The organism is Serratia sp. 506_PEND (assembly GCF_001076875.1).
In the GTDB taxonomy this organism is placed as follows: Bacteria; Pseudomonadota; Gammaproteobacteria; order Enterobacterales; family Enterobacteriaceae; genus Serratia; species Serratia marcescens.
Genome location: NZ_JVEL01000440.1, coordinates 11,355 through 29,370 on the forward strand (window position 1 = coordinate 11,355; position 18,016 = coordinate 29,370).

Genomic DNA, 18,016 nt, shown 5'->3' on the forward strand with positions numbered 1-18,016 from the left:
ACATTCACGTCATGAATCAACTAACTATCCGCGATTACATCCGCCAGACCATCGGCAATGGCGAGATCACTCATCGCCAGATACTGGAGGGTTACCGCCAGATTAAACCGGAAGTGCGATCCGATTCCGTCGCGTGCCAACTAAGCCGTATGACCGAGAACGGCGAACTGGAGAAGTACCGGCGCGGCAAATCCGTCTATTTCATCAAAGCCAATCAGATTAAGCACCCCAGCCTGTCGAGCCGCAGCTCCAAGCTAGATCACCTGCTTTTTTCTGTTCATGCCAATGCTGCATCATTCACCACGGGAGCCTCAGCATGACCAATAAGTTAAGCAATGAGCAATCATCAGACGCGTTAGAGTTCGATCTATTTCAGGGCGATTTTGGCACGCCTGGCGACTGTGAGTTATCTAATAATATTGTTATTAGCCGTGGTGACTATACCTGTCATATTTGCGCTGGCCCCATAGTTAAAGGCGAAGAACACCGGTCAGCACGCTATAAATTTGATGGCGAAATCATGGGGTATCGCTGCTGTAACATCTGCTGTATTGCGATGGCCAGTAGCGTCAGTTGTGATTATATCGGTACTGATGATGACGGCGATTCAGACGACGTTGACCCGGTTGACGCTCGCTACTCACTGGGAACAGAACGCAGGGAAGGGAAAGAACATGGGTAAAAATAGCATTCCTCCGCGCTTAACAGAGGAAGAAATGCAAGCGTTGGCAGTTAAGACTGTCCAGGAGTTTGTTAACGCCTGTAACTGTAAAAGTCGTGACGATATTTTATTGGCGCTGAGCTACTGGTTAAACATTGGTATGTCAGCTGGTGATGCGGTGAAGTATGGGAAAGCGAGCCCACTACAATGACCAATAATACTGCGAAATTACAGTTGGGTTATTCCCCGCTGACTAAAACAATTCAACTGGCAAAAATGCGTGATATTGGTCCGGGACAGCGCCAGCGCGTAGGAAACGATCGGGGGCGTGATGTTACCAATGAAGCCGCGCAAATGGTTTGGCAGATGGTCATTGATGAGGGCGGGGAAATTGGCTGGGACATTGATGGTGGTGGCCGCATGGTGCTAAAGGCTGAAAAGATAATGGTAGGAGGAGATCATGAATAATTCTCAAGTAAGGCAACAACTGATAGTGACGCTATTTCAGCGTTGGTTGTCTGATGATTGCATTGTTGTTGATACGGAGACAACGGGCCTTGGCAACGATGATGAGATCGTAGAGATAAGCATAGTGACGGCCAGTGGCCGTGTCTTGCTTGATACGCTCGTTAAACCCCAAAAGCCGATCCCGGAAGATGCCGCTAACATTCATGGCATCACAAACGAGATGGTCGCCACTGCGCCTACATGGGCGGATATTCATTATGCTGTAACAGAGGTGATGACGGGTAATACAGTTGTTATGTGGAATTCAGCTTTTGATGCGCGGCTTATCAAACAGACATTCGATAAAAGCCCTGTTAGTGTCAATGGAGTTGATGATCTTGCGTCTGCACTAAGTGATGTGCAATGCGCGATGCTGGCCTACGCTGAGTTTTGGGGGGACTGGAACGCCGAGCGCAATAGTTACCGCTGGCAGCGTCTGAGCTATGCGGCGGAACAGCAAGGGGTAAAAATAGAAGGGACCGCCCACCGGGCTTTATGCGATGTTAAAACGACGATCGGTGTTATTCGCGCCGTTGCTGCTGGTGGAGCGGCTAAACCATGACAACGCATACAGTACACGTAATGAAGCAGGCTCGCCCTGGTGATGATGAGTTAGCCCAGCTATGGAAACTCTACCATGCAGCCGAACGCGTAGAGGATCGTTGGTGTCGTAACACCGTTGGCCCTATTGCTGAGGAGCTGGCCAATACGGAGTTATCTCGCGAAGAAAAGATGTTTCTGTTGTGCGCCTGGCAAGTTTTGGTTGATGGCCACGGCGGTTATGCTCGCTTAATGGGGGCGTTTGATTGCTACGTCTATAACGTGCAGGACCCCGCTGCTGATCACGTTGCCTATAAGCCTGAATTGGCTAAAGTGCTGAATGACGGCAATCTATTTGACGTTATTTTAGAGGCATACGCCGAAGCGAAAGAGATCATTGAAGCCCTTAAAAGCGGTATGGAAGCGATGGCCACTATATATGAGGCTCAAAAAGTGCGCATAGGCGAACTGGAAGCGGCAGAGGCCAAGCTGACTACGCCGGTGCGGTTGCCTCAATTATGCGGTGATGGTGATAACGATACCGAATACACGGAAGGGCTTAACGACGGGATAACACAAAGCGCCATTTATCTGCGGCGCCAGGGCTTCAAGGTCGAGGGGGATGAGTAGAATGATTGTATCCATCATCAGCTACATCATCGCGATTGTCGGCTTCACTGTCTGCCTGGCAACTGGCCTAACCATCGCGGGATTTCTTATCAGCATGGCAGCAAGTTATATGTGGCGTAACGCGAAGGCAGCCCACAGCGTCGGATATTTGAGCTACACAGCAAAAATAATCCACCGTCGGTCGATGATACGTCATGCCAGACGCCAGGCTAACAAGGGGGTAAGTAGATGGCAAAGCTAACCAAAGCAGAAAAGAAATGGCTGGAAGAATTGCAGGAGGTGCTAAACCGCTGCCCGTCCAAACGGCTGGAGTTTTTCACCATAGGCGATCCGTCCATCGGGGTTATCGATGCCACCCGCACGCATGAGATAGAAAGTGAGCAGGAACAAAACGGCGGTGAATTTTGCCGCGCAGCATCGAAACTAGAGGCGGATTTCGGGGGATATACGCTCGACTTTCCGGGCGCTGTTCACTCAACAGCAGGTTAAATGATGAAAACACCTGACGCCGAACGGAAGCGCGCCCAGCGCCAGCGAGATAAGAAACGTGGGTTAACCGAACTTAGGGTAAAGCTGGAGCCTCAAGAGCTGGCCATGTTGCAGGATAGCGCCGCTGGGCGTCGTTTGTTTCGATCACCTTATGACCTCAACGAATACATAGCGCTGTTAATCAGGGAGGACCACGCCAGGCTAAAGCGGCAAATGGCGAAAATCCAGGCCCAACATTGCGAAAGGTGCGGTGACTGCGCTCCCGGCGATCTTTCTGGGTGCGTGTGCGCCGGTGATTCTCAATGCTGGCAGACAACCGGCCGAAATAAGTTACTACTCAACGGCAAATAGCTGTGACGCGTCACAGATGGTAATTTTCACACTAGAAATGGCTAATGATTCTGGACTGCTCGTCACAAATTGTAGTTTTAATTAATTTATTTGAATCAAAAACTACAAATCGTGTTGTTTATTTTGGCCCTTTGGTATAGTCTTTTTCATAACGTGGAGTTGTTGCGTTAAGCAGGTTGTTTTGCACCAGGGTAGTAGTGACCGCAGGGAAAGACCGCCAGACGTCAACTGTAAAAACGGTGAGATGCCAGCACTCTCGACGGCAGTGACAGCCGGAAGTAGACGGCCGCTGGGCGACTTGAGCGTAATCGAGTAGGGGACGCGCCACCCGTAGTTTAGGCGCTGACAGCTGGAAAAACAGCGCCACAATCAAAGAGCGCGGGCGTGAAAAACTGTACCTACAGGCGGCGGAATTACGGTTCCCAGCCAAGCCGCATAGCTGAGGGGATCGCTCTTTTTGATTGTGGTGAATGCGTGGAGCTAAGGAACGGGTAAAGCCGCTGGACTGAGAAGCGCATCGAAAGCGCCGGAATTGAGATAGGACCGGCCACCACAAACTAACACTACGCCCGGAGACGGAGACGACAAAGTAACCTGATTGGCGAAACGTCCAAGCACCTAAACCGGCAATGTGTGCCGAGGACGGAAGGCAGATGCCGTGACGGCTGGGAGAGACCAGCACACAACAGGCAAGAGCATTACACCGGATATATGGACAGCAGCTGTGTTACCGCCGCTGGTGGCGAGGTAGTTAGGTCGCAGAGCCCGCGTAACGGCCCACGCGTCGTAAGGTGGTCAAAGGTAGTGCTCTTACCGTTGTGATGTGTACAAGCGTACTGCACCGCAGGCGGGAGGAAGACCGGAAATCGGCTGGGCGGCCACCATACCGCCAATACAGTAAACCGAGCGGCCGGAAGTAAGCAGGGGTAGCGCCCTGGTGTCACAACAATAATTCGATTCAGAACGGGTCGCCCCTTGTCAGTATGAGAGGTGTGTTCTGGAGAAGGTGAACGACAAGTAGCCCTCCCTGTCACGGCAGTGAAACCGGTTAAGCTCACTCCCGGTTAAAGAATGCCCCGTGAGGCTTAAAAGAAGGCCGTCCGCTCCACGTTACGGAGCACATAACCGCATGGGTTCTGCACCATTCATCAGTTGGTTGGGGCCGTCAAGCACAGCCAGAGCCCAGCCGGTTATGTAAAGTTTGAAACGATGGCGCGGTTTAATTCCATTTTCCGCGAGTTTTCCCAGGCGATTCCATCTTAAGCCGGGCCGTCCGATGCGCGTAAACGGGGTAAGCCTAATCCCTCGATAGACACGGATAAAATAGTGCCGGGGCCACTCGCGTTAAGTGGCATCCTCTTACAAGGCCATCCCATAGCCATATTCAAAGCCTACTAGTTTGCAGCTGGTGGGCTTTTTTATTGTCCGCGAGGCAGAATCAGCATGGAAAAATTAACACACACTCAATTGTTGAGCCGGTTAGCACAATTCAGCGGGGCCCAGCATGAAGCTGCCGTAATTGACGATCAGGATTTTGCGAGAGAGTGTGCCGATGTGGTGAGCGTTATCACCGAAGTTCTGGAGACTCGGACAAAGTTGGCTGGAATCGGTGCGACGTTCATTGATATTCCGATGATGCCGCGTACATGTGTAACGTCTACTGCTATTTCGATTCTCAAGGCCGCTCGCGCAGCTGGTGAACGTGCTGTAATCGCGACAACCGATGAACAAGCCAAGTGGCTGATGCAGCACCATGATCTTGATCCTAGCTGGTGGATTCGTGTTGGAGACCTACAGGCGCTCAGTTTTCACCGCGTATTCATTGTAGACGATGCGCAACATATGGAAGCGAGGTTTTCAAAGATACACCCGAACATTGCTGGTTTACGTGCTCATCTGGCCGAGAGAGCAGGGGCCCGCGTTTACTGGCTGACGTCCTAACGCTGCCCAGGACTAATAGTTACAACATTCAATAGGTGTTGCGGACTGGCTGGAGCCGCCCGCGACACCATCCCCTCACAGGGCAAAAGGTCCAAAAATAACCGATTTTGATATTGCCGTAATTTTCGGACCTTTTGCCCTGTGCGGTGATTTTCCCTGAATTCGCCAGTACACCGCCTGGCACTTAATGAGGGCTAAGCAATGAAACGTTAAGCGGTCAGACCGTCTGTACATGCCACTGTCATGATGTGGTCCCGAGTCTCCACGTAGAGAGCCAGCTTTGCATCTGGTGAGGGTTAATGAATCGAAGAGCACCGGTAACGCTACGTGATTGCCAGTTACGTACCGGTTAGGGCCAACGGGGAGCAGAGACGAACTGGGGTGACGAACTCAAGGGCATGAGCGAGGCCACTGCGAAAGTGTGGAAAGTGATATAAAGATATAAATATATATCAATAAAGCCTCGCAATTTGCGGGGCTTTTTATTTTGCGAATCATCTGGAGGCCAGGTTGGGAATGGTATCGACGGCCACGGCTAACAGCGTGGCAATAACGAGCATGTCTTTTGCTTCGTTGCTGGCCAGCACGCCAGCGGGAGTGTACATCGGCGCATTTGCTGGCGCGGCCGTTTATGTCGTTTCTTCGCCGGATCTAAACCGATTTACACAAATCACCTACTTTGTTGCGTCCTTCTTTCTCGGCATTCTCGGCGCAAACATGACCACTGGCATTCTGGCCAAAGCCTTGAGCCAGTATTTGCCTGATGGGGTTGTTATTGAACCTTGGTTGGGGGCAACGGTTACAGCGACTCTCGGGGTCCTTTTTCTTATTGCTTTAACGAAGGTTAGCCCCCGCACCCTTATTACTCGCGTTCTCCAACTTCTGACGGGGGGCAACAATGACGGAAATAAGTGAGTTTGTCCTGATGGTGAAAGGACTCCCCTGGAATGCGTTGCTTTTGGGCGTAAATGCGGTTGCTTGCGCGATTAGTGCCGGAATGCTGGGCACATATCAGAGGAATGGGGCAAAGCACAGGGTGATAGGTGGTGTGATAGCCCTTGTTCTGATAGTGGCGTGTGGTTCCGTGACGATCCTTATAGCTACTGGCCGCTATGTACATGCAAACCCTGCTGAGACGGTAATTAACGTAATGCTTTGCATTTCGCTCATTTACTCGCATGGCAATGTGATGAAGATTTTCAGACGGGAAGACAAAAAATGAATCAATCACAGTTTCAACAGGCGGCCGGTGTTAATGGGGATCTGGCCGCGCGGTGGTTTTCACATATTGACGCGGCTATGCAGCAATACGGCATTATTAACCCATTGGATCAGGCCATGTTTCTTGCCCAGATGGGGACTGAATCTGGCGGATTTATCCGGCTGGTGGAAAACCTGAATTACGCCGCCGATAAGCTGGTGGGTGTATTTGGTTCACATCGAATTACGCAGCAACAGGCAGATCAATACGGTCGCAGTGGTAATCACCCAGCCAACCAAGAAGCGATCGCCAATATTGTCTATGGTGGCGACTGGGGTAAAGCCAATCTGGGTAATACCGAACAGGGCGACGGATGGAAATACCGTGGGCGTGGATTGAAGCAAATCACCGGCCGGGAAAACTATAAAAAGTGTGGTGCGGCCCTCGGGTTGGACCTCCTGTCTAATCCTGATGCGCTATTGCAGGATGACGCGGCCGCAATATCTGCCGCATGGTTCTACGTCTCAAGAGGTTGTTTGAACCATACCGGCGACGTTAAAACTATCACCAAGATTATTAACGGCGGTTACAACGGTCTCGATGACCGCCAAGCCCGCTACGACAAAGCAAAAGCTGTACTTGTATGACAGCCGTATTAATTGAATTGCTTAAACGCACCTGGAGGCCACTGGCGGTTACCGCGCTGGTGGCTTTGTCATTATGGGGTTTTAGTCACTGGCGCTATACCGCTGGCCGAGACGCCGAAAGGCTAGTTTGGTCGGATAAGTGGTCTAAGCGTGACGCCCGCGACGCCACCGCGAAAGCGGAACGGGAAGCCAGCGAACGTGACGAAGAACAACGCCGCCAGCTGGAAAATAACAGGATTAGAGCCGATGGAGAGAAACAACTTGCTCAGGCTAGCGCCGCTGCTGCTAACGCTCAGTCTGTCGCTGACGGCTTGCAACGCGCCATCGAGCGTACAAAGCAACAACTCGCCAGAAGTGAAACCGGCCGCATTTCCGCCGTTACCTCAGAACGCCAGGCAAGAGCCGATACCGCCGTTCTGCTTGCCGAGCTGTACCGAAAATCTGATGAAAGAGCGGGAAAACTCTCTCAATATGCTGACCGGGCAAGGATAAAGGGGCTGATGTGTGAAAAGGCTTATGACTCGATAACGGCGGGGGAAAAATAATGGTCACGATCTCCGGCGTGTTTCTCGATCCAGATGGTGCGGCCGTAGTTGGCGCGGTTATTACGTTTACCCAGCTGAAAAACACCACTGATTCATATTTACGGCGTGACGCAGCTATGACCACGGCCGCTGATGGTTCGTATAGCGTGCAGCTGTACAACGGCCGCTATAAAGTCATGGCGAAGTATCGGAATAACTCTGAGGCCAAGTTAGGCGAGATAAACGTTTCTGACTCCACCGGTCCCGGCACGCTGAATGATTATCTGCTGGTGGGTACGGCTGATGACACGCCAAGCCCGTTATTTATGGCCATCGAGAAAATGTATTTCGATATGTTGGCCATGATGGGGGATCTCTCGCACGAAGTTAAATCGGTTGACGGTGTTGAAGCCGATAATACCGGAAACATTGAGTTAAATGCTTATACGCCAGATAACCCTCCACCGTTGATATCTGCCCTTCCTGCTGCCGAGGTGTTGACTGGCGAGGAGTTATTTCCTGTTGTCCAGGCGGGTGAAACTCGAAAGGCTGGGGTTGAGCAGATAGCCGTGCTGATCCCAGCAGGTCCTAAAGGCGATGCTGGGCCGCAAGGCGAAAAAGGTGATGCAGGGGCTGATGGCACGAAAGGAGATACCGGCCCTGCTGGTCCTGTAGGTAAAGATGGCATGGATGGTACTCCCGGCGATAAAGGCGAGAAAGGGGACGTCGGTCCTCAGGGCCCCGCTGGCGAAAAAGGTGAACCAGGTAAAGATGGGTCTGAAGATATTAAAGTAGATCCTAGTGATAGAAATATTCTTACCAACGGGGGTAATGGATTATTAGTTGATAAATATAACGCGGGATTGGTTGGTGCAGCGGGTGGCAATATTAATACGTCCTACAGCAGCGACTTTTCAAAGGATACCGCATTTTCTGACTCCAACGGTGTTTGGCGATATAAGGCTACCATTCAGTTAAGTCGTGTCCCAGCAGGATACTCCGGGTATCTAATGACAGATATTCAGTTAACGAAAATTCCCTGTGATGATAATGGAACGCCAATTATGTTCACGATACAACGCACTGAAACCAGCAAGCTGGTTGGCGGAAGCTATCGAAAATTTGTCACAGTAATTTTTGTTATCGCTCAAACGCCGACACAGCAAATGGACCCTGGAACTGGAGTGTTAAGCCCTGTCAATGATAGTAGCGGATTAAATTATTCACTGCGTTACGTCATGGCACCAGTCGCACCAAATATTGGTTAATCTAACCAAGCTCCAAAACTTCGGCGCTATGGCGTTTAATTAAATTAGCTGGTGGTTGTATCTCGTTATAGATGATGAAGAAAGGGGAGGAGCTTCACTCTATTTATTTGAAAATAATGTCCACTACTTGTTGGCGATGATGGAGGATAACTCAGCGTTTTATCCGTAATAACTGATGAATTGGAGTGATTATGTCTTATACAGATTACAAAGTTGTTGTTGGTACTAATGCCGAAGATTTAACTGATCAGGTTACAGAGGCTATTGCTGATGGCTATCAGCCGCTTGGTCAGCCTGTTTTGCAATGGGGATCGTTCAACCTTGCTCAAGCAGTGGTTAAAGGATCTGGTGGTGGTGGTGACGGAGGTTCTTATACGTTGCCTGCTGCTACAGCGGCCGCGTTGGGTGGTGTTAAGCAGGCAACATATCAGGCAGCGTCAACCGCTTCTGACGTGGCGGGTTTGGTTGCTGATTTCAATGCGGCGTTAACGAAGCTGCAAACCTCCGGCGCGATGGCGTCTAGTTAAATTAGTTGGTCGGTTGTAATTACAACACTTGGATACGCGTTGTAGTCACGTTTCTACATGTTGTAGTCATCTCATAGCCCGACTACAAAAACGGGCTATCAAATGGCCATAAGGATCATGTATGGCGGGTTTAAAAGACCTTGAGCGCCAATTATTAGCCCTCAAAAAGCAGATCCCTTTTGCGACAGCACGAGCGCTGACCAGCACGGCGCGTAAGATTCAGGAAGCGCAAAAGGATAACCTACAAAGCAAGCTGGATAATCCAACGCCTTTTACTGTTAACTCTGTAGCATCCACAGCGGCCAGAAAGACCAGCCTTAAAGCCAAGGTATTCATCAGGCCCACGGCCGCCGAATATCTGGCCCCCGAGGAGTTTGGCGGTACTCGCTACCTGAGCGGTAAAGCGTTGCTTAACCCCAAAGGGGTCAGGCTCAATAAGTACGGCAACCTGCCTAAAGGTAAGCTGGGCAGCCTCAAGGCTAATCCGAATGTCTTTATTGGGAGCATTGATGGGGCGTCAGGCTTTTGGCAGCGTAAGAAGTACAAGCCAGTAAAAGGCAAGAAGAAAGGTAAGCGCTCAAAGAACGGCACGCGCGCACCACGTCGTAAACAACCCAAGCTAAAGTTACTGGTGAGGTTTGGTGACGCCCAGGAGGCATCCCCAACGCTGGGTTATTTTGAGCTTGCTAATCAGATGGCGGCGGACCTGTTGCCTGGTGAAATGAGCGCGGCGCTATCGGAGGCGTTGCGGACTGCCAAATGAGCAGAGTGAAAAAATGATTGAAAATGAAACAAAATCATTGGCGGGTATGGCAATACCTCCCATTAACTTTTTGGGTCCTTCCTGTGGGGTGGTTGTTCCACGGGCATTGCGAGCGCGTGGTGTTTTACCAGCTATAAATTTTTGAGTTTGTGTCCCATGTCCCATATGCATACTTATGCACGACAAAGCGCAAAGCCGCGCCAGCTCTGGAATCGGTAGGTTTTCCCCGTGGGACATTCTCCCGAAGAACCTCAAATATATGTCCCATCAATGTCCCAGAGAGAATGTCCCATGACGACGATGACCAGGATCGACTATGCAAAACATGCCGGTGTAGATCGCAAAACGATTAGCCGGTGGATTAAGGCTGGCCGCTACATTGTTCTCGATGGTGACGAAATCAACGTAGAGGAAAGCGATAAGGCGCTAGCACTGTTGCGTAATAGCAAAGACGGACGGACCACTAACGCCGCTAAGACTAAAGCCCCCTCCAGGGTTCCGGTTGTTGATCCTGCTGATAGTGGAACGGCGGCGGCTGTCGCTGCGATCATGATGGCCACCGGCGCGGAAATGTCGAAGGAAGAAGCCAGCAGGGTAAAAGAGAACTATTTAGCCTTGCTGGCCAAGTTGGACTACGAGAAACAAAGCGAGCAGGTCATAGAAATGGCAGTAGCCGAAAACTTGTTTTTTGAAGTGTTTCGGGCTCAGCGAGACTCCTGGCTAAATTGGCCACAAAAGGTAGCTCCGCTGATGGCGGCTGATCTGGATGTTCCCGCTGACAGAATGACCGAGGTGTTAATAGCACATGTCCATAAACATATTGCCGGACTCGGAGAGCCCGAATTTAACACCGAGCAAGATTGAGCAACTAAGGCGGAGCGCACGACTCGGCTGGACCCCGCCGCCTAGAATCAGCGTCCCAGACTGGGCTGATGACTTTCGCAAGCTCGCCCGTGAGGCGGGCAGCACATCGGGTGACTGGGATACATCTACAGTAGAAATTGCGCGCGGCCCAATGATGGCCGTCACTGAGTCTGGTGTTCATATCATTACTGTTATGTGCTGTACGCAGTTGATGAAAACCGCGTTATTAGAGAACGTCTTTGGTTATTTTGCCCATCTTGATCCGTGCCCAATGTTGCTATTGCAACCTAAAGAGGATGCCGCCGAGCAGTTTTCCAAAGAGCGTATTACCCCTATGCTCCGTGTTACACCGGTGCTACGTAAGTTGGTTGGGGGAACCAAACAGAAGAACTCAAAAGAGACCTTGCTCTATAAATCGTTCACCGGTGGATTTTTGGCGCTGGCTGGTGCGGGTAGCCCTGATAACCTTGCACGCCGACCAATACGCGTACTCCTGGCCGATGAGGTGGATAAATACCCGATAACCCGTGAAGGGGACCCGATCACATTGGCTGAGGAGCGAACGGCGACATTTGGCCTTAACTGGCTTTCTATCCGGGCCTGTTCTCCGACCATTGAAGATGAAAGCCGTATAGAGGCCAGCTACGCCGACTCCGATCAGCGCCGTGCTTCAATATCCTGTCCAGTGTGTGGCCACCGCCAGTTTCCCGACTTTTTTAAACATGTTCACTGGGATAAAGAAGGTGGCGAACACAAGGTAAGCGGCGCAATGCTCCACTGTGAATCATGCGGCGTGGGGTGGTCGGAAGGTCAACGCTTAAGGGCGTTGCATACAATCCGCTGGCACCAAACGAAAACGTTTGAGTGTTGCGGCGGTGTTCATATCCCTCTGAATGATTACGATCAGGAATGGCGTATTAATGATGAGGCGGCGGTTGATACCGTTTGGCAGTGGTCTGAATCTGATCGCCATGCTGTATATCGGGCTAAATGTCCGACGTGTGGCCGTCTGGGTGTTGATAACATCCACGCAGGGTTTCAGGCCGGTAAGCTCTTTAGCCCCTGGCAAAAAGACAAGCCCTCAGATATTGCGAAAAAGTATCTAAAAGCGAAGGGAGATCCCGATAAAGAGTTGGCCTGGTGGAATACCCAAATGGGTCTACCACACCGGCCGAATCACGGTAAAAAGTTGGCCACCGATATTCTATTGGCCCGCCGAGAAGTCTTTGAGGCTGAGGTTCCTGATGGTGTGGCCGTATTAACCGTTGGTGTCGATACGCAGGATGATCGTTTTGAGCTGGAGGTTACTGGCTGGGGGCGTGATGAGGAATCATGGTCTGTTGCTTTTGACATCATCGAGGGGGATTTAGAAACCCCGGACCCGTGGTTACGTCTTGATGCGTATTTAAAGCAAATCTGGCGGCGTGCGGACGGGCGCGGATTTACCATTATGGCCGCGTGCATGGACTCAGGTGGCCACCATACCCAGAAGGTTTACGAATTCTGTAAAGAACGGCTTGGGCGTCGTATATGGGCGATTAAAGGTGAGTCCGCAGTTGGTGGCAAACGCTCTCCGGTATGGCCAAACAAAAAAACCAGCGCCCGTACTAGGCGGACATTCCGCCCGATCATCATCGGGGTCAATGCGGCGAAAGACTCTATCCGATCGCGTCTCCACATTGAAAAAGCCGGTCCGGGTTATATGCACTTTTCTGTAGATCGCGATCTGGTGTATTTCTCCCAGCTTACGGCCGAGCGCTTAGTTATTAAAGACTCTGGTGGCCAGCGTTACAGCACATGGGAGCTACCGAAGGGTAAAGCTAACGAAGCGTTAGACTGTCGGGTTTATGCGTATGCGGCGTTGTGTGGACTCTTCCACATGGGATTAAAACTGAATACCCGTGCCAGCATTATCGACGCGGAGCCATCCAGAGTGCTACTTGAACCCTCGACTCAACCAGAAGAAAAACCATCTTTACAGTTCCCCGGCTCCGGGGTGCTTATACAGGTTGATGGCGAAGAGAAGCCTAAAACGCGCATTTCACATCGTTTAGCCTAAAGGAATCTTATGTTTAGACCTAATAACAGCGTGCTGGCTGGGATGTCCAACGCCCAATTACAAGACGCATTGAACGCGGCTCAGGCGGCATATGTCAATTTAATGACCGGCCAACAGGGGGTTTCGTTCTCATACGCGCAAGGTGACGGGACCCGATCAGTTACCTATCAACAAACGTCATTACCTCAACTGATGGCCTTTATCCAATTGCTACAGGCTCAGTTAGGGATAGTCACTCGGCCACGTAGGCCGATAAGGTTTCGTTTCTGATGGTTCAGATACTGGGTCCAAATGGGAAACCGCTACCCCCATCTAAGGGGCGTAACCTGGCATTAAACGGTTACAGCGAAACCCCCTATGATGCGGCCAGCGCTTATAGTTCGGAGTTGGCCAACTGGGTCCCTTACCTGGGATCGCCTGATAATGAGATAAATAACTACCGGGATCGTATCGTTTCACGCGTTCGCGATCTGGTCCGTAATGATGGCTGGGCTAGCGGTGGCGTCACCCGAATTCTTGATAATGCTGTAGGGGCTGTATTTCGCCCAATCGTTAAGCCTGACTATCGCGCGTTGGCATTCTATACAGGAAACAAATCGTTTGATGCGACCTGGGCCGATGAGTATGGCCGTGCCGTCGAGGCGGCGTATCGTACCTGGTCAACCGGCGAGGGGCGATATTGTGACGTTGAACGAAAGCTCACAGTGTCACAAATGCTCAGGCTGGCATTCCGTCACAAACTTATCGACGGTGACGCGCTGGCTGTTCTGCAATTCAGAGGGGATCGCATTGGGTTAGGGCGTGCGCATTTTGCCACAACTATCCAGATAGTTGACCCTGATCGGCTGAGTAACCCCCAACAGCAATTTGATTTAGAGCATATCAGAGGGGGGGTTGAACTTGACGACGATGGCGCGCCGGTGGCGTATCACATACGCAAAGCTCACGTTGGTGATTGGTGGGCGGCCGCCGACTCAATGATGTGGGAAAGGGTTGAGCGTGAAACGTCCTGGGGGCGTCCTATCGTGATCCATGACTTTGACCATGATCGGGCATCACAACACAGGGGAACCGGTATTTTTACGCCGGTCGTTCAGCGGTTAAAAATGCTGGTTAAGTACGATGCAACAGAATTAGAAGCTGCAATTTTAAATTCGATATTTGGGGCTTACATCGAGTCACCCTATGATCCACAGTTAGTGGAGCAAGCTATGGGGACCAGTGTTGAAGATATCGCCAGTTATCAGGATATGCGCAAGGATTTTCATAATGACCGCCGTTTAACACTTAACAACGGTGTGAGAATGCCGATCACATTCCCTGGTGAAAAAATAGTAACGGTCAGTGCTGCTCGCCCAAACAACAATTTTCCAGCATTTGAATCTGCCGTTCTGCGTAACACATCTTCTGCATTAGGTATTTCAGAATCACAGTTAACACAGGACTGGTCGAAAGTTAACTATAGCTCGGCGCGATCCGCACTTCTTGAGGCGTGGAAAACGCTTTCCCGGCGTCGTATTGATTTTGCTACCGGGTTTGCTCAACCCATATTAGGCGCATTTATTGAGGAATTACACGATACGGTAGATCTCCCGCTTCCGGCTGGGGCTCCTGAATTCCTCGAATGCCGCACGGCGTATAGCCGCGCTCAGTGGATGGGGCCTGGTCGCGGTTGGGTTGATCCTGTCGCTGAGAAAAAAGGCGCTATTTTGGGGATGGATGCTGGTTTGTCCACGCTTGAAATTGAGTGCTCTGAAAACGTGGGTGAGGACTGGGAAGACCTTCTTGATCAGCGTGCGCGTGAAATAGAAGCATTGAAAGAGCGTGGCTTACCGTTGCCAGAGTGGGCCATTAGCCAGGATGCAGAACAGACAATTCAGGAACCGGAGGAACGGTGAAACAGCTCCCTCATATTGCCCAGCATTTATTTAACACCCCGCTCATTATCCATCCCAAAAAAGCCGAAGTGATTATAGCCGCATTAACTGAGCGGTTGGGAATCACTCGTATTGATGGGGCTGGGGCCTGGTATGACGATGATGAGCCATTTACGCGGAAAGGGCGTCAGTCCGATAGTGGCTATGACCTGGTTGACGGGATCGCCATCATCCCTATTCAGGGAACGTTAGTCCAGAAGTTAGGGACGTTGCGGCCCTGGTCTGGGATGACGGGTTATGACGGTATCCGGCAAAGTTTTATTACGGCCGTAAATGACCCGGAGGTTAAAGGGATTTGCCTGGATATAGATTCCCCAGGTGGTGAGGTGGCCGGTTGTTTTGACCTGGCTGACGAAATTTATGCAGCGCGCGGGGTTAAGCCCATAAGAGCGATCCTTACCGAATCCGCTTATTCGGCCGCATATGCCATCGCCAGCGCGGCGGACCATATTTCTGTACCTCGTACCGGTGGTGTGGGCTCAATCGGCGTTATTTTGATGCATGTCGACTGGTCTCAAAAACTGGAAAAGGATGGAGTGAAAGTAACCATTGTGACATTCGGTGATCGCAAAGGTGAAACGAGCCCCATGATCCCGCTTAGCGATCAGGCCCATGAAGGGCTACAGGCTGAGATTGATGAAATTGGGGCGCTATTTGTCAGTACCGTGGCGCGGAATCGTCGTGTTTCAGCTGATGTCGTGCTCAATACACAGGCTGGGGTTTATCTGGCGGCCGAAGGGGTATCCCTTGGGCTGGCTGATGTTGTAACGCCGCCTGATGCGGCTTTTCGTGACTTTCTAAACTTGATTAAGGATTAACTATGAATAAGTTTTCATTTGCTCACTTATTGGGCCTGAATAAATCGGCTAAGGCTTCTCGCGCCGAAGAGGAAGAGGAAGAAAGAGACGCCGAGGAAGAAGAGGAAAATGAAGAGGATGAGGGCGGTAAATCGTCTAAAAAAGCCAAAAAGGCTAATGATGACAAGGATGACCCCGACGCTGAGGATGAAGACGATCCCGACGCAGAGGAAGATGACGACGATCCTGATGCAGAAGACGAAGATGACGACCCAGACGCCGAAGAGGATGAAAACAAAGATGTGAAGAAAGGCCGTAAGGCTGAGCGCGAGCGTTGTTCGGCTATTTTTGGTAGTAAGCACGCGGCCGGCCGTCCTGATTTAGCGGCCACCCTGGCGTTTACTACTCGCCTGTCAGCAAAAGAAGCGATCAGGGTTATGCGTGCCAATGGTCGCACCGTAATGGGAACCCTAATGGAAACAAGCGGGTCCAAGCGTAAAACGCTTCAAGAGCGTATGGGCACAGTTAAACAACCAAAGGTTGGAGCCAATGGCGGCAAGAGCGGCGGTGGCAGTGTAGCCGACCAAATGAAGAGCCTTTATAACCATGCTACTGGGAGTGCTAAAAAATGACTGTAAATCAATTTGGTGATAATCCGTGGAGACCGGGTGTTGTTCAGGATACTTACGTTCCTGATCAGCTTGTCAGCGGTCCTCTCCAGCTTGTTACCGATACTGTTATTATTACCGGTGCTAAAGCCTACAAGCGCGGGACCGTTATGGGGGTAGTTACCGCGAGTGGTAAATACCAAATAAGCGTTAAATCAGCGAGTGATGGTAGCGAGATTCCGAGCGCTATTCTGGTCGATGACGTTGACGCGACGGCGGCTGATATTAATGGCGGAGTTTATTTGATGGGTGAATTTAACGGCCATCGAATGATTTTGGATGCTTCCTGGACTTTGGCTACTGTCACTCCAGTATTACGCCAATCCAGTATTTTTGTCCGGTCTGTCGTGCAAAACGACGTCTAATTAAATACGAAAGCTTAATTTATCATCCGCTAAATAAATCATTTGGCGGCGGTATTCTATTTTTTAAAAGGTAAACATCGTGAATATTTTTGACACGTCGACTTTAATTCAGGTCGTGCCGAATTTAAAAATCGCGCAAAACTTCTTGCTCGATCGTTTTTTCCCTAACGTGGTAACGTCTGATACGGAAGAGGTTGCAATTGACGTTGATGTAGGTTTGCGTCGTATGGCTCCGTTTTGCTCTCCGCTGGTGGAGGGCAAAATGGTTGAGAGCCGCCGTTATCAGACTAACCGATTTAAACCGGCATATATCAAAGACAAGCGCGCCCCGGATTTACGTAAACCGATCCGCCGTCAAATTGGTGAGCGGATTGGTGGGGAGTACACCCCAGCTCAGCGCGCCATGCTCAATCTACAGTTTGAAATGGCAGATCAGATTGACATGTTAAACCGTCGCCTCGAATGGATGGCATCATCAGCAATGCAAACGGGCAAAGTGACTATTGTTGGCGAAGGTTTCCCGACGACCGTTATTGATTTTGGTCGTGATCCAGCCCTCACAGTTGCCCTCACTGGTAGTAGTGCGTGGCCTTTGACTGTTCCTGCTGGTGCAGATAATACGATCCCAACGGATTGTATTGAGCAGTGGCAAGCGACCGTCTTACAAAAGTCGGGTGTCGTTTGTACAGATATTGTTTTCACTAATAAGTCATGGGCGGCTTTTAAGAAAGATACCACGCTAAAAGATAGCGCGATCATTCTTCCTGCTCAGAACTCGTCCGGTAACATAGTTAATCCTGGCGCTCAAATTATGCCTGGTGCAATTTTGAAGGGGACATGGGGGAGTTACACGCTCTGGCTTTATAACGACTGGTTTATTGATGACCTGAGCGGTGTTGAAACACCAATGATTACTGATGGGATGGTGATCATGAGTGGTCCACAAATGCAGGGAACGCGCGCATTTGGCGCGATTTTGGATGATGCATTTAACTATGGGCCGATGGCATACGCACCAAAAACATGGGTGAAAGAGGACCCTGGCCAGCGTCAATTGCTGATGCAGTCCGCGCCGATCGTCATTCCGAGCCAGGTTAACGGCTGTCTGGCGGCAATGGTTATTGATAATTAAGGTGAATAGCGATGGCCCAAAAAAGCAAAGACCAGAAACAAGCTGGGGTTGGGTCGATTAATGACCTCAAAGAAGGTGATTATCTAGATCCGGATTTAGGTCTTAATCCTGACCCAGCGCCGGAGCCTGACCCAGCGCCGGAGCC

Annotated in this window: 23 protein-coding genes; all 23 read left to right on the plus strand. The window is 50.7% G+C overall.

The window, feature by feature from the left end; genetic code table 11:
* The first annotated feature begins 11 nt into the window (after positions 1-11).
* Positions 12-320 carry a hypothetical protein gene (locus ADK28_RS16790; RefSeq protein WP_048796171.1) on the plus strand — a complete coding sequence of 103 codons (309 nt, stop codon included), beginning with the start codon at positions 12-14 and terminating at the stop codon, positions 318-320.
* Positions 317-682: a hypothetical protein gene (locus ADK28_RS31630; protein ID WP_152929714.1), complete on the plus strand. Its 366-nt coding sequence runs from the start codon at positions 317-319 to the stop codon at positions 680-682. The genes ADK28_RS16790 and ADK28_RS31630 overlap by 4 nt, the downstream gene beginning before the upstream one ends.
* The gene (locus ADK28_RS31635) at positions 675-872 is read left to right on the plus strand and encodes a hypothetical protein (RefSeq protein WP_152929715.1); all 198 of its coding nucleotides are present in this window, start codon (positions 675-677) and stop codon (positions 870-872) included. Before ADK28_RS31630 ends, ADK28_RS31635 begins: the two co-directional genes overlap by 8 nt.
* Positions 869-1,129, plus strand: a complete 261-nt coding sequence (locus ADK28_RS16800) for a DUF7446 family protein (RefSeq protein ID WP_048796173.1) — start codon at positions 869-871, stop codon at positions 1,127-1,129. The genes ADK28_RS31635 and ADK28_RS16800 overlap by 4 nt, the downstream gene beginning before the upstream one ends.
* Positions 1,122-1,730, plus strand: a complete 609-nt coding sequence (locus ADK28_RS16805; RefSeq protein WP_048796174.1) for a 3'-5' exonuclease — start codon at positions 1,122-1,124, stop codon at positions 1,728-1,730. The genes ADK28_RS16800 and ADK28_RS16805 overlap by 8 nt, the downstream gene beginning before the upstream one ends.
* Entirely contained in the window at positions 1,727-2,338 is a 612-nt protein-coding gene (locus ADK28_RS29275) for a hypothetical protein (RefSeq protein WP_053091614.1), read from the plus strand. The genes ADK28_RS16805 and ADK28_RS29275 overlap by 4 nt, the downstream gene beginning before the upstream one ends.
* 228 nt (positions 2,339-2,566) lie before the next feature.
* Positions 2,567-2,827: a hypothetical protein gene (locus ADK28_RS16820; RefSeq protein ID WP_048796176.1), complete on the plus strand. Its 261-nt coding sequence runs from the start codon at positions 2,567-2,569 to the stop codon at positions 2,825-2,827.
* Positions 2,828-4,621: 1,794 nt separating this feature from the next.
* Complete coding sequence (locus ADK28_RS16830) at positions 4,622-5,119, plus strand: hypothetical protein (protein ID WP_048796178.1); 498 nt, start codon at positions 4,622-4,624, stop codon at positions 5,117-5,119.
* A gap of 516 nt (positions 5,120-5,635) precedes the next feature.
* Complete coding sequence (locus ADK28_RS16835) at positions 5,636-6,034, plus strand: putative holin (RefSeq protein ID WP_048796179.1); 399 nt, start codon at positions 5,636-5,638, stop codon at positions 6,032-6,034.
* Positions 6,035-6,044: 10 nt separating this feature from the next.
* A complete protein-coding gene (locus ADK28_RS16840; protein WP_048796180.1) occupies positions 6,045-6,341 on the plus strand; it encodes a phage holin family protein in 297 nt (98 codons plus the stop codon).
* Complete coding sequence (locus ADK28_RS16845; protein ID WP_048796181.1) at positions 6,338-6,967, plus strand: glycoside hydrolase family 19 protein; 630 nt, start codon at positions 6,338-6,340, stop codon at positions 6,965-6,967. Before ADK28_RS16840 ends, ADK28_RS16845 begins: the two co-directional genes overlap by 4 nt.
* The gene (locus ADK28_RS16850) at positions 6,964-7,512 is read left to right on the plus strand and encodes a DUF2514 family protein (protein ID WP_048796182.1); all 549 of its coding nucleotides are present in this window, start codon (positions 6,964-6,966) and stop codon (positions 7,510-7,512) included. The genes ADK28_RS16845 and ADK28_RS16850 overlap by 4 nt, the downstream gene beginning before the upstream one ends.
* Positions 7,512-8,759 carry a prophage tail fiber N-terminal domain-containing protein gene (locus ADK28_RS29280; RefSeq protein ID WP_053091613.1) on the plus strand — a complete coding sequence of 416 codons (1,248 nt, stop codon included), beginning with the start codon at positions 7,512-7,514 and terminating at the stop codon, positions 8,757-8,759. Before ADK28_RS16850 ends, ADK28_RS29280 begins: the two co-directional genes overlap by 1 nt.
* 191 nt (positions 8,760-8,950) lie before the next feature.
* Positions 8,951-9,286, plus strand: a complete 336-nt coding sequence (locus tag ADK28_RS30210; RefSeq protein ID WP_075202089.1) for a head fiber protein — start codon at positions 8,951-8,953, stop codon at positions 9,284-9,286.
* 121 nt (positions 9,287-9,407) lie between these two features.
* Positions 9,408-10,049 (plus strand): hypothetical protein, encoded by a 642-nt coding sequence (locus ADK28_RS16860; RefSeq protein ID WP_048796183.1) that lies wholly within the window; start codon positions 9,408-9,410, stop codon positions 10,047-10,049.
* Positions 10,050-10,340: 291 nt separating this feature from the next.
* Positions 10,341-10,913 carry a hypothetical protein gene (locus ADK28_RS16865; RefSeq protein ID WP_048796184.1) on the plus strand — a complete coding sequence of 191 codons (573 nt, stop codon included), beginning with the start codon at positions 10,341-10,343 and terminating at the stop codon, positions 10,911-10,913.
* Positions 10,855-12,972 carry a phage terminase large subunit family protein gene (locus ADK28_RS16870; RefSeq protein WP_053091612.1) on the plus strand — a complete coding sequence of 706 codons (2,118 nt, stop codon included), beginning with the start codon at positions 10,855-10,857 and terminating at the stop codon, positions 12,970-12,972. The genes ADK28_RS16865 and ADK28_RS16870 overlap by 59 nt, the downstream gene beginning before the upstream one ends.
* A gap of 42 nt (positions 12,973-13,014) precedes the next feature.
* A complete protein-coding gene (gene gpW, locus ADK28_RS16875; RefSeq protein ID WP_343286294.1) occupies positions 13,015-13,242 on the plus strand; it encodes a gpW family head-tail joining protein in 228 nt (75 codons plus the stop codon).
* A complete protein-coding gene (locus ADK28_RS16880; RefSeq protein WP_048796187.1) occupies positions 13,242-14,870 on the plus strand; it encodes a phage portal protein in 1,629 nt (542 codons plus the stop codon). Before gpW ends, ADK28_RS16880 begins: the two co-directional genes overlap by 1 nt.
* Positions 14,867-15,727: a S49 family peptidase gene (locus tag ADK28_RS16885; RefSeq protein WP_048796188.1), complete on the plus strand. Its 861-nt coding sequence runs from the start codon at positions 14,867-14,869 to the stop codon at positions 15,725-15,727. Before ADK28_RS16880 ends, ADK28_RS16885 begins: the two co-directional genes overlap by 4 nt.
* A gap of 2 nt (positions 15,728-15,729) precedes the next feature.
* Positions 15,730-16,338, plus strand: a complete 609-nt coding sequence (locus ADK28_RS32200) for a hypothetical protein (protein WP_048796189.1) — start codon at positions 15,730-15,732, stop codon at positions 16,336-16,338.
* A complete protein-coding gene (locus tag ADK28_RS16895) occupies positions 16,335-16,739 on the plus strand; it encodes a head decoration protein (RefSeq protein WP_048796190.1) in 405 nt (134 codons plus the stop codon). Before ADK28_RS32200 ends, ADK28_RS16895 begins: the two co-directional genes overlap by 4 nt.
* Positions 16,740-16,815: 76 nt before the next feature.
* Positions 16,816-17,871 (plus strand): major capsid protein, encoded by a 1,056-nt coding sequence (locus ADK28_RS16900; protein ID WP_048796191.1) that lies wholly within the window; start codon positions 16,816-16,818, stop codon positions 17,869-17,871.
* Positions 17,872-18,016 lie beyond the last annotated feature (145 nt).

Coding starts and splice junctions, on each gene's coding strand:
- ADK28_RS16790 (WP_048796171.1), top strand. CDS start 12: ATGAATCAACTAACTATCCGCGATTACATCCGCCAGACCATCGGCAAT.
- ADK28_RS31630 (WP_152929714.1), top strand. CDS start 317: ATGACCAATAAGTTAAGCAATGAGCAATCATCAGACGCGTTAGAGTTC.
- ADK28_RS31635 (WP_152929715.1), top strand. CDS start 675: ATGGGTAAAAATAGCATTCCTCCGCGCTTAACAGAGGAAGAAATGCAA.
- ADK28_RS16800 (WP_048796173.1), top strand. CDS start 869: ATGACCAATAATACTGCGAAATTACAGTTGGGTTATTCCCCGCTGACT.
- ADK28_RS16805 (WP_048796174.1), top strand. CDS start 1,122: ATGAATAATTCTCAAGTAAGGCAACAACTGATAGTGACGCTATTTCAG.
- ADK28_RS29275 (WP_053091614.1), top strand. CDS start 1,727: ATGACAACGCATACAGTACACGTAATGAAGCAGGCTCGCCCTGGTGAT.
- ADK28_RS16820 (WP_048796176.1), top strand. CDS start 2,567: ATGGCAAAGCTAACCAAAGCAGAAAAGAAATGGCTGGAAGAATTGCAG.
- ADK28_RS16830 (WP_048796178.1), top strand. CDS start 4,622: ATGGAAAAATTAACACACACTCAATTGTTGAGCCGGTTAGCACAATTC.
- ADK28_RS16835 (WP_048796179.1), top strand. CDS start 5,636: ATGGTATCGACGGCCACGGCTAACAGCGTGGCAATAACGAGCATGTCT.
- ADK28_RS16840 (WP_048796180.1), top strand. CDS start 6,045: ATGGTGAAAGGACTCCCCTGGAATGCGTTGCTTTTGGGCGTAAATGCG.
- ADK28_RS16845 (WP_048796181.1), top strand. CDS start 6,338: ATGAATCAATCACAGTTTCAACAGGCGGCCGGTGTTAATGGGGATCTG.
- ADK28_RS16850 (WP_048796182.1), top strand. CDS start 6,964: ATGACAGCCGTATTAATTGAATTGCTTAAACGCACCTGGAGGCCACTG.
- ADK28_RS29280 (WP_053091613.1), top strand. CDS start 7,512: ATGGTCACGATCTCCGGCGTGTTTCTCGATCCAGATGGTGCGGCCGTA.
- ADK28_RS30210 (WP_075202089.1), top strand. CDS start 8,951: ATGTCTTATACAGATTACAAAGTTGTTGTTGGTACTAATGCCGAAGAT.
- ADK28_RS16860 (WP_048796183.1), top strand. CDS start 9,408: ATGGCGGGTTTAAAAGACCTTGAGCGCCAATTATTAGCCCTCAAAAAG.
- ADK28_RS16865 (WP_048796184.1), top strand. CDS start 10,341: ATGACGACGATGACCAGGATCGACTATGCAAAACATGCCGGTGTAGAT.
- ADK28_RS16870 (WP_053091612.1), top strand. CDS start 10,855: ATGTCCATAAACATATTGCCGGACTCGGAGAGCCCGAATTTAACACCG.
- gpW (WP_343286294.1), top strand. CDS start 13,015: ATGTCCAACGCCCAATTACAAGACGCATTGAACGCGGCTCAGGCGGCA.
- ADK28_RS16880 (WP_048796187.1), top strand. CDS start 13,242: ATGGTTCAGATACTGGGTCCAAATGGGAAACCGCTACCCCCATCTAAG.
- ADK28_RS32200 (WP_048796189.1), top strand. CDS start 15,730: ATGAATAAGTTTTCATTTGCTCACTTATTGGGCCTGAATAAATCGGCT.
- ADK28_RS16895 (WP_048796190.1), top strand. CDS start 16,335: ATGACTGTAAATCAATTTGGTGATAATCCGTGGAGACCGGGTGTTGTT.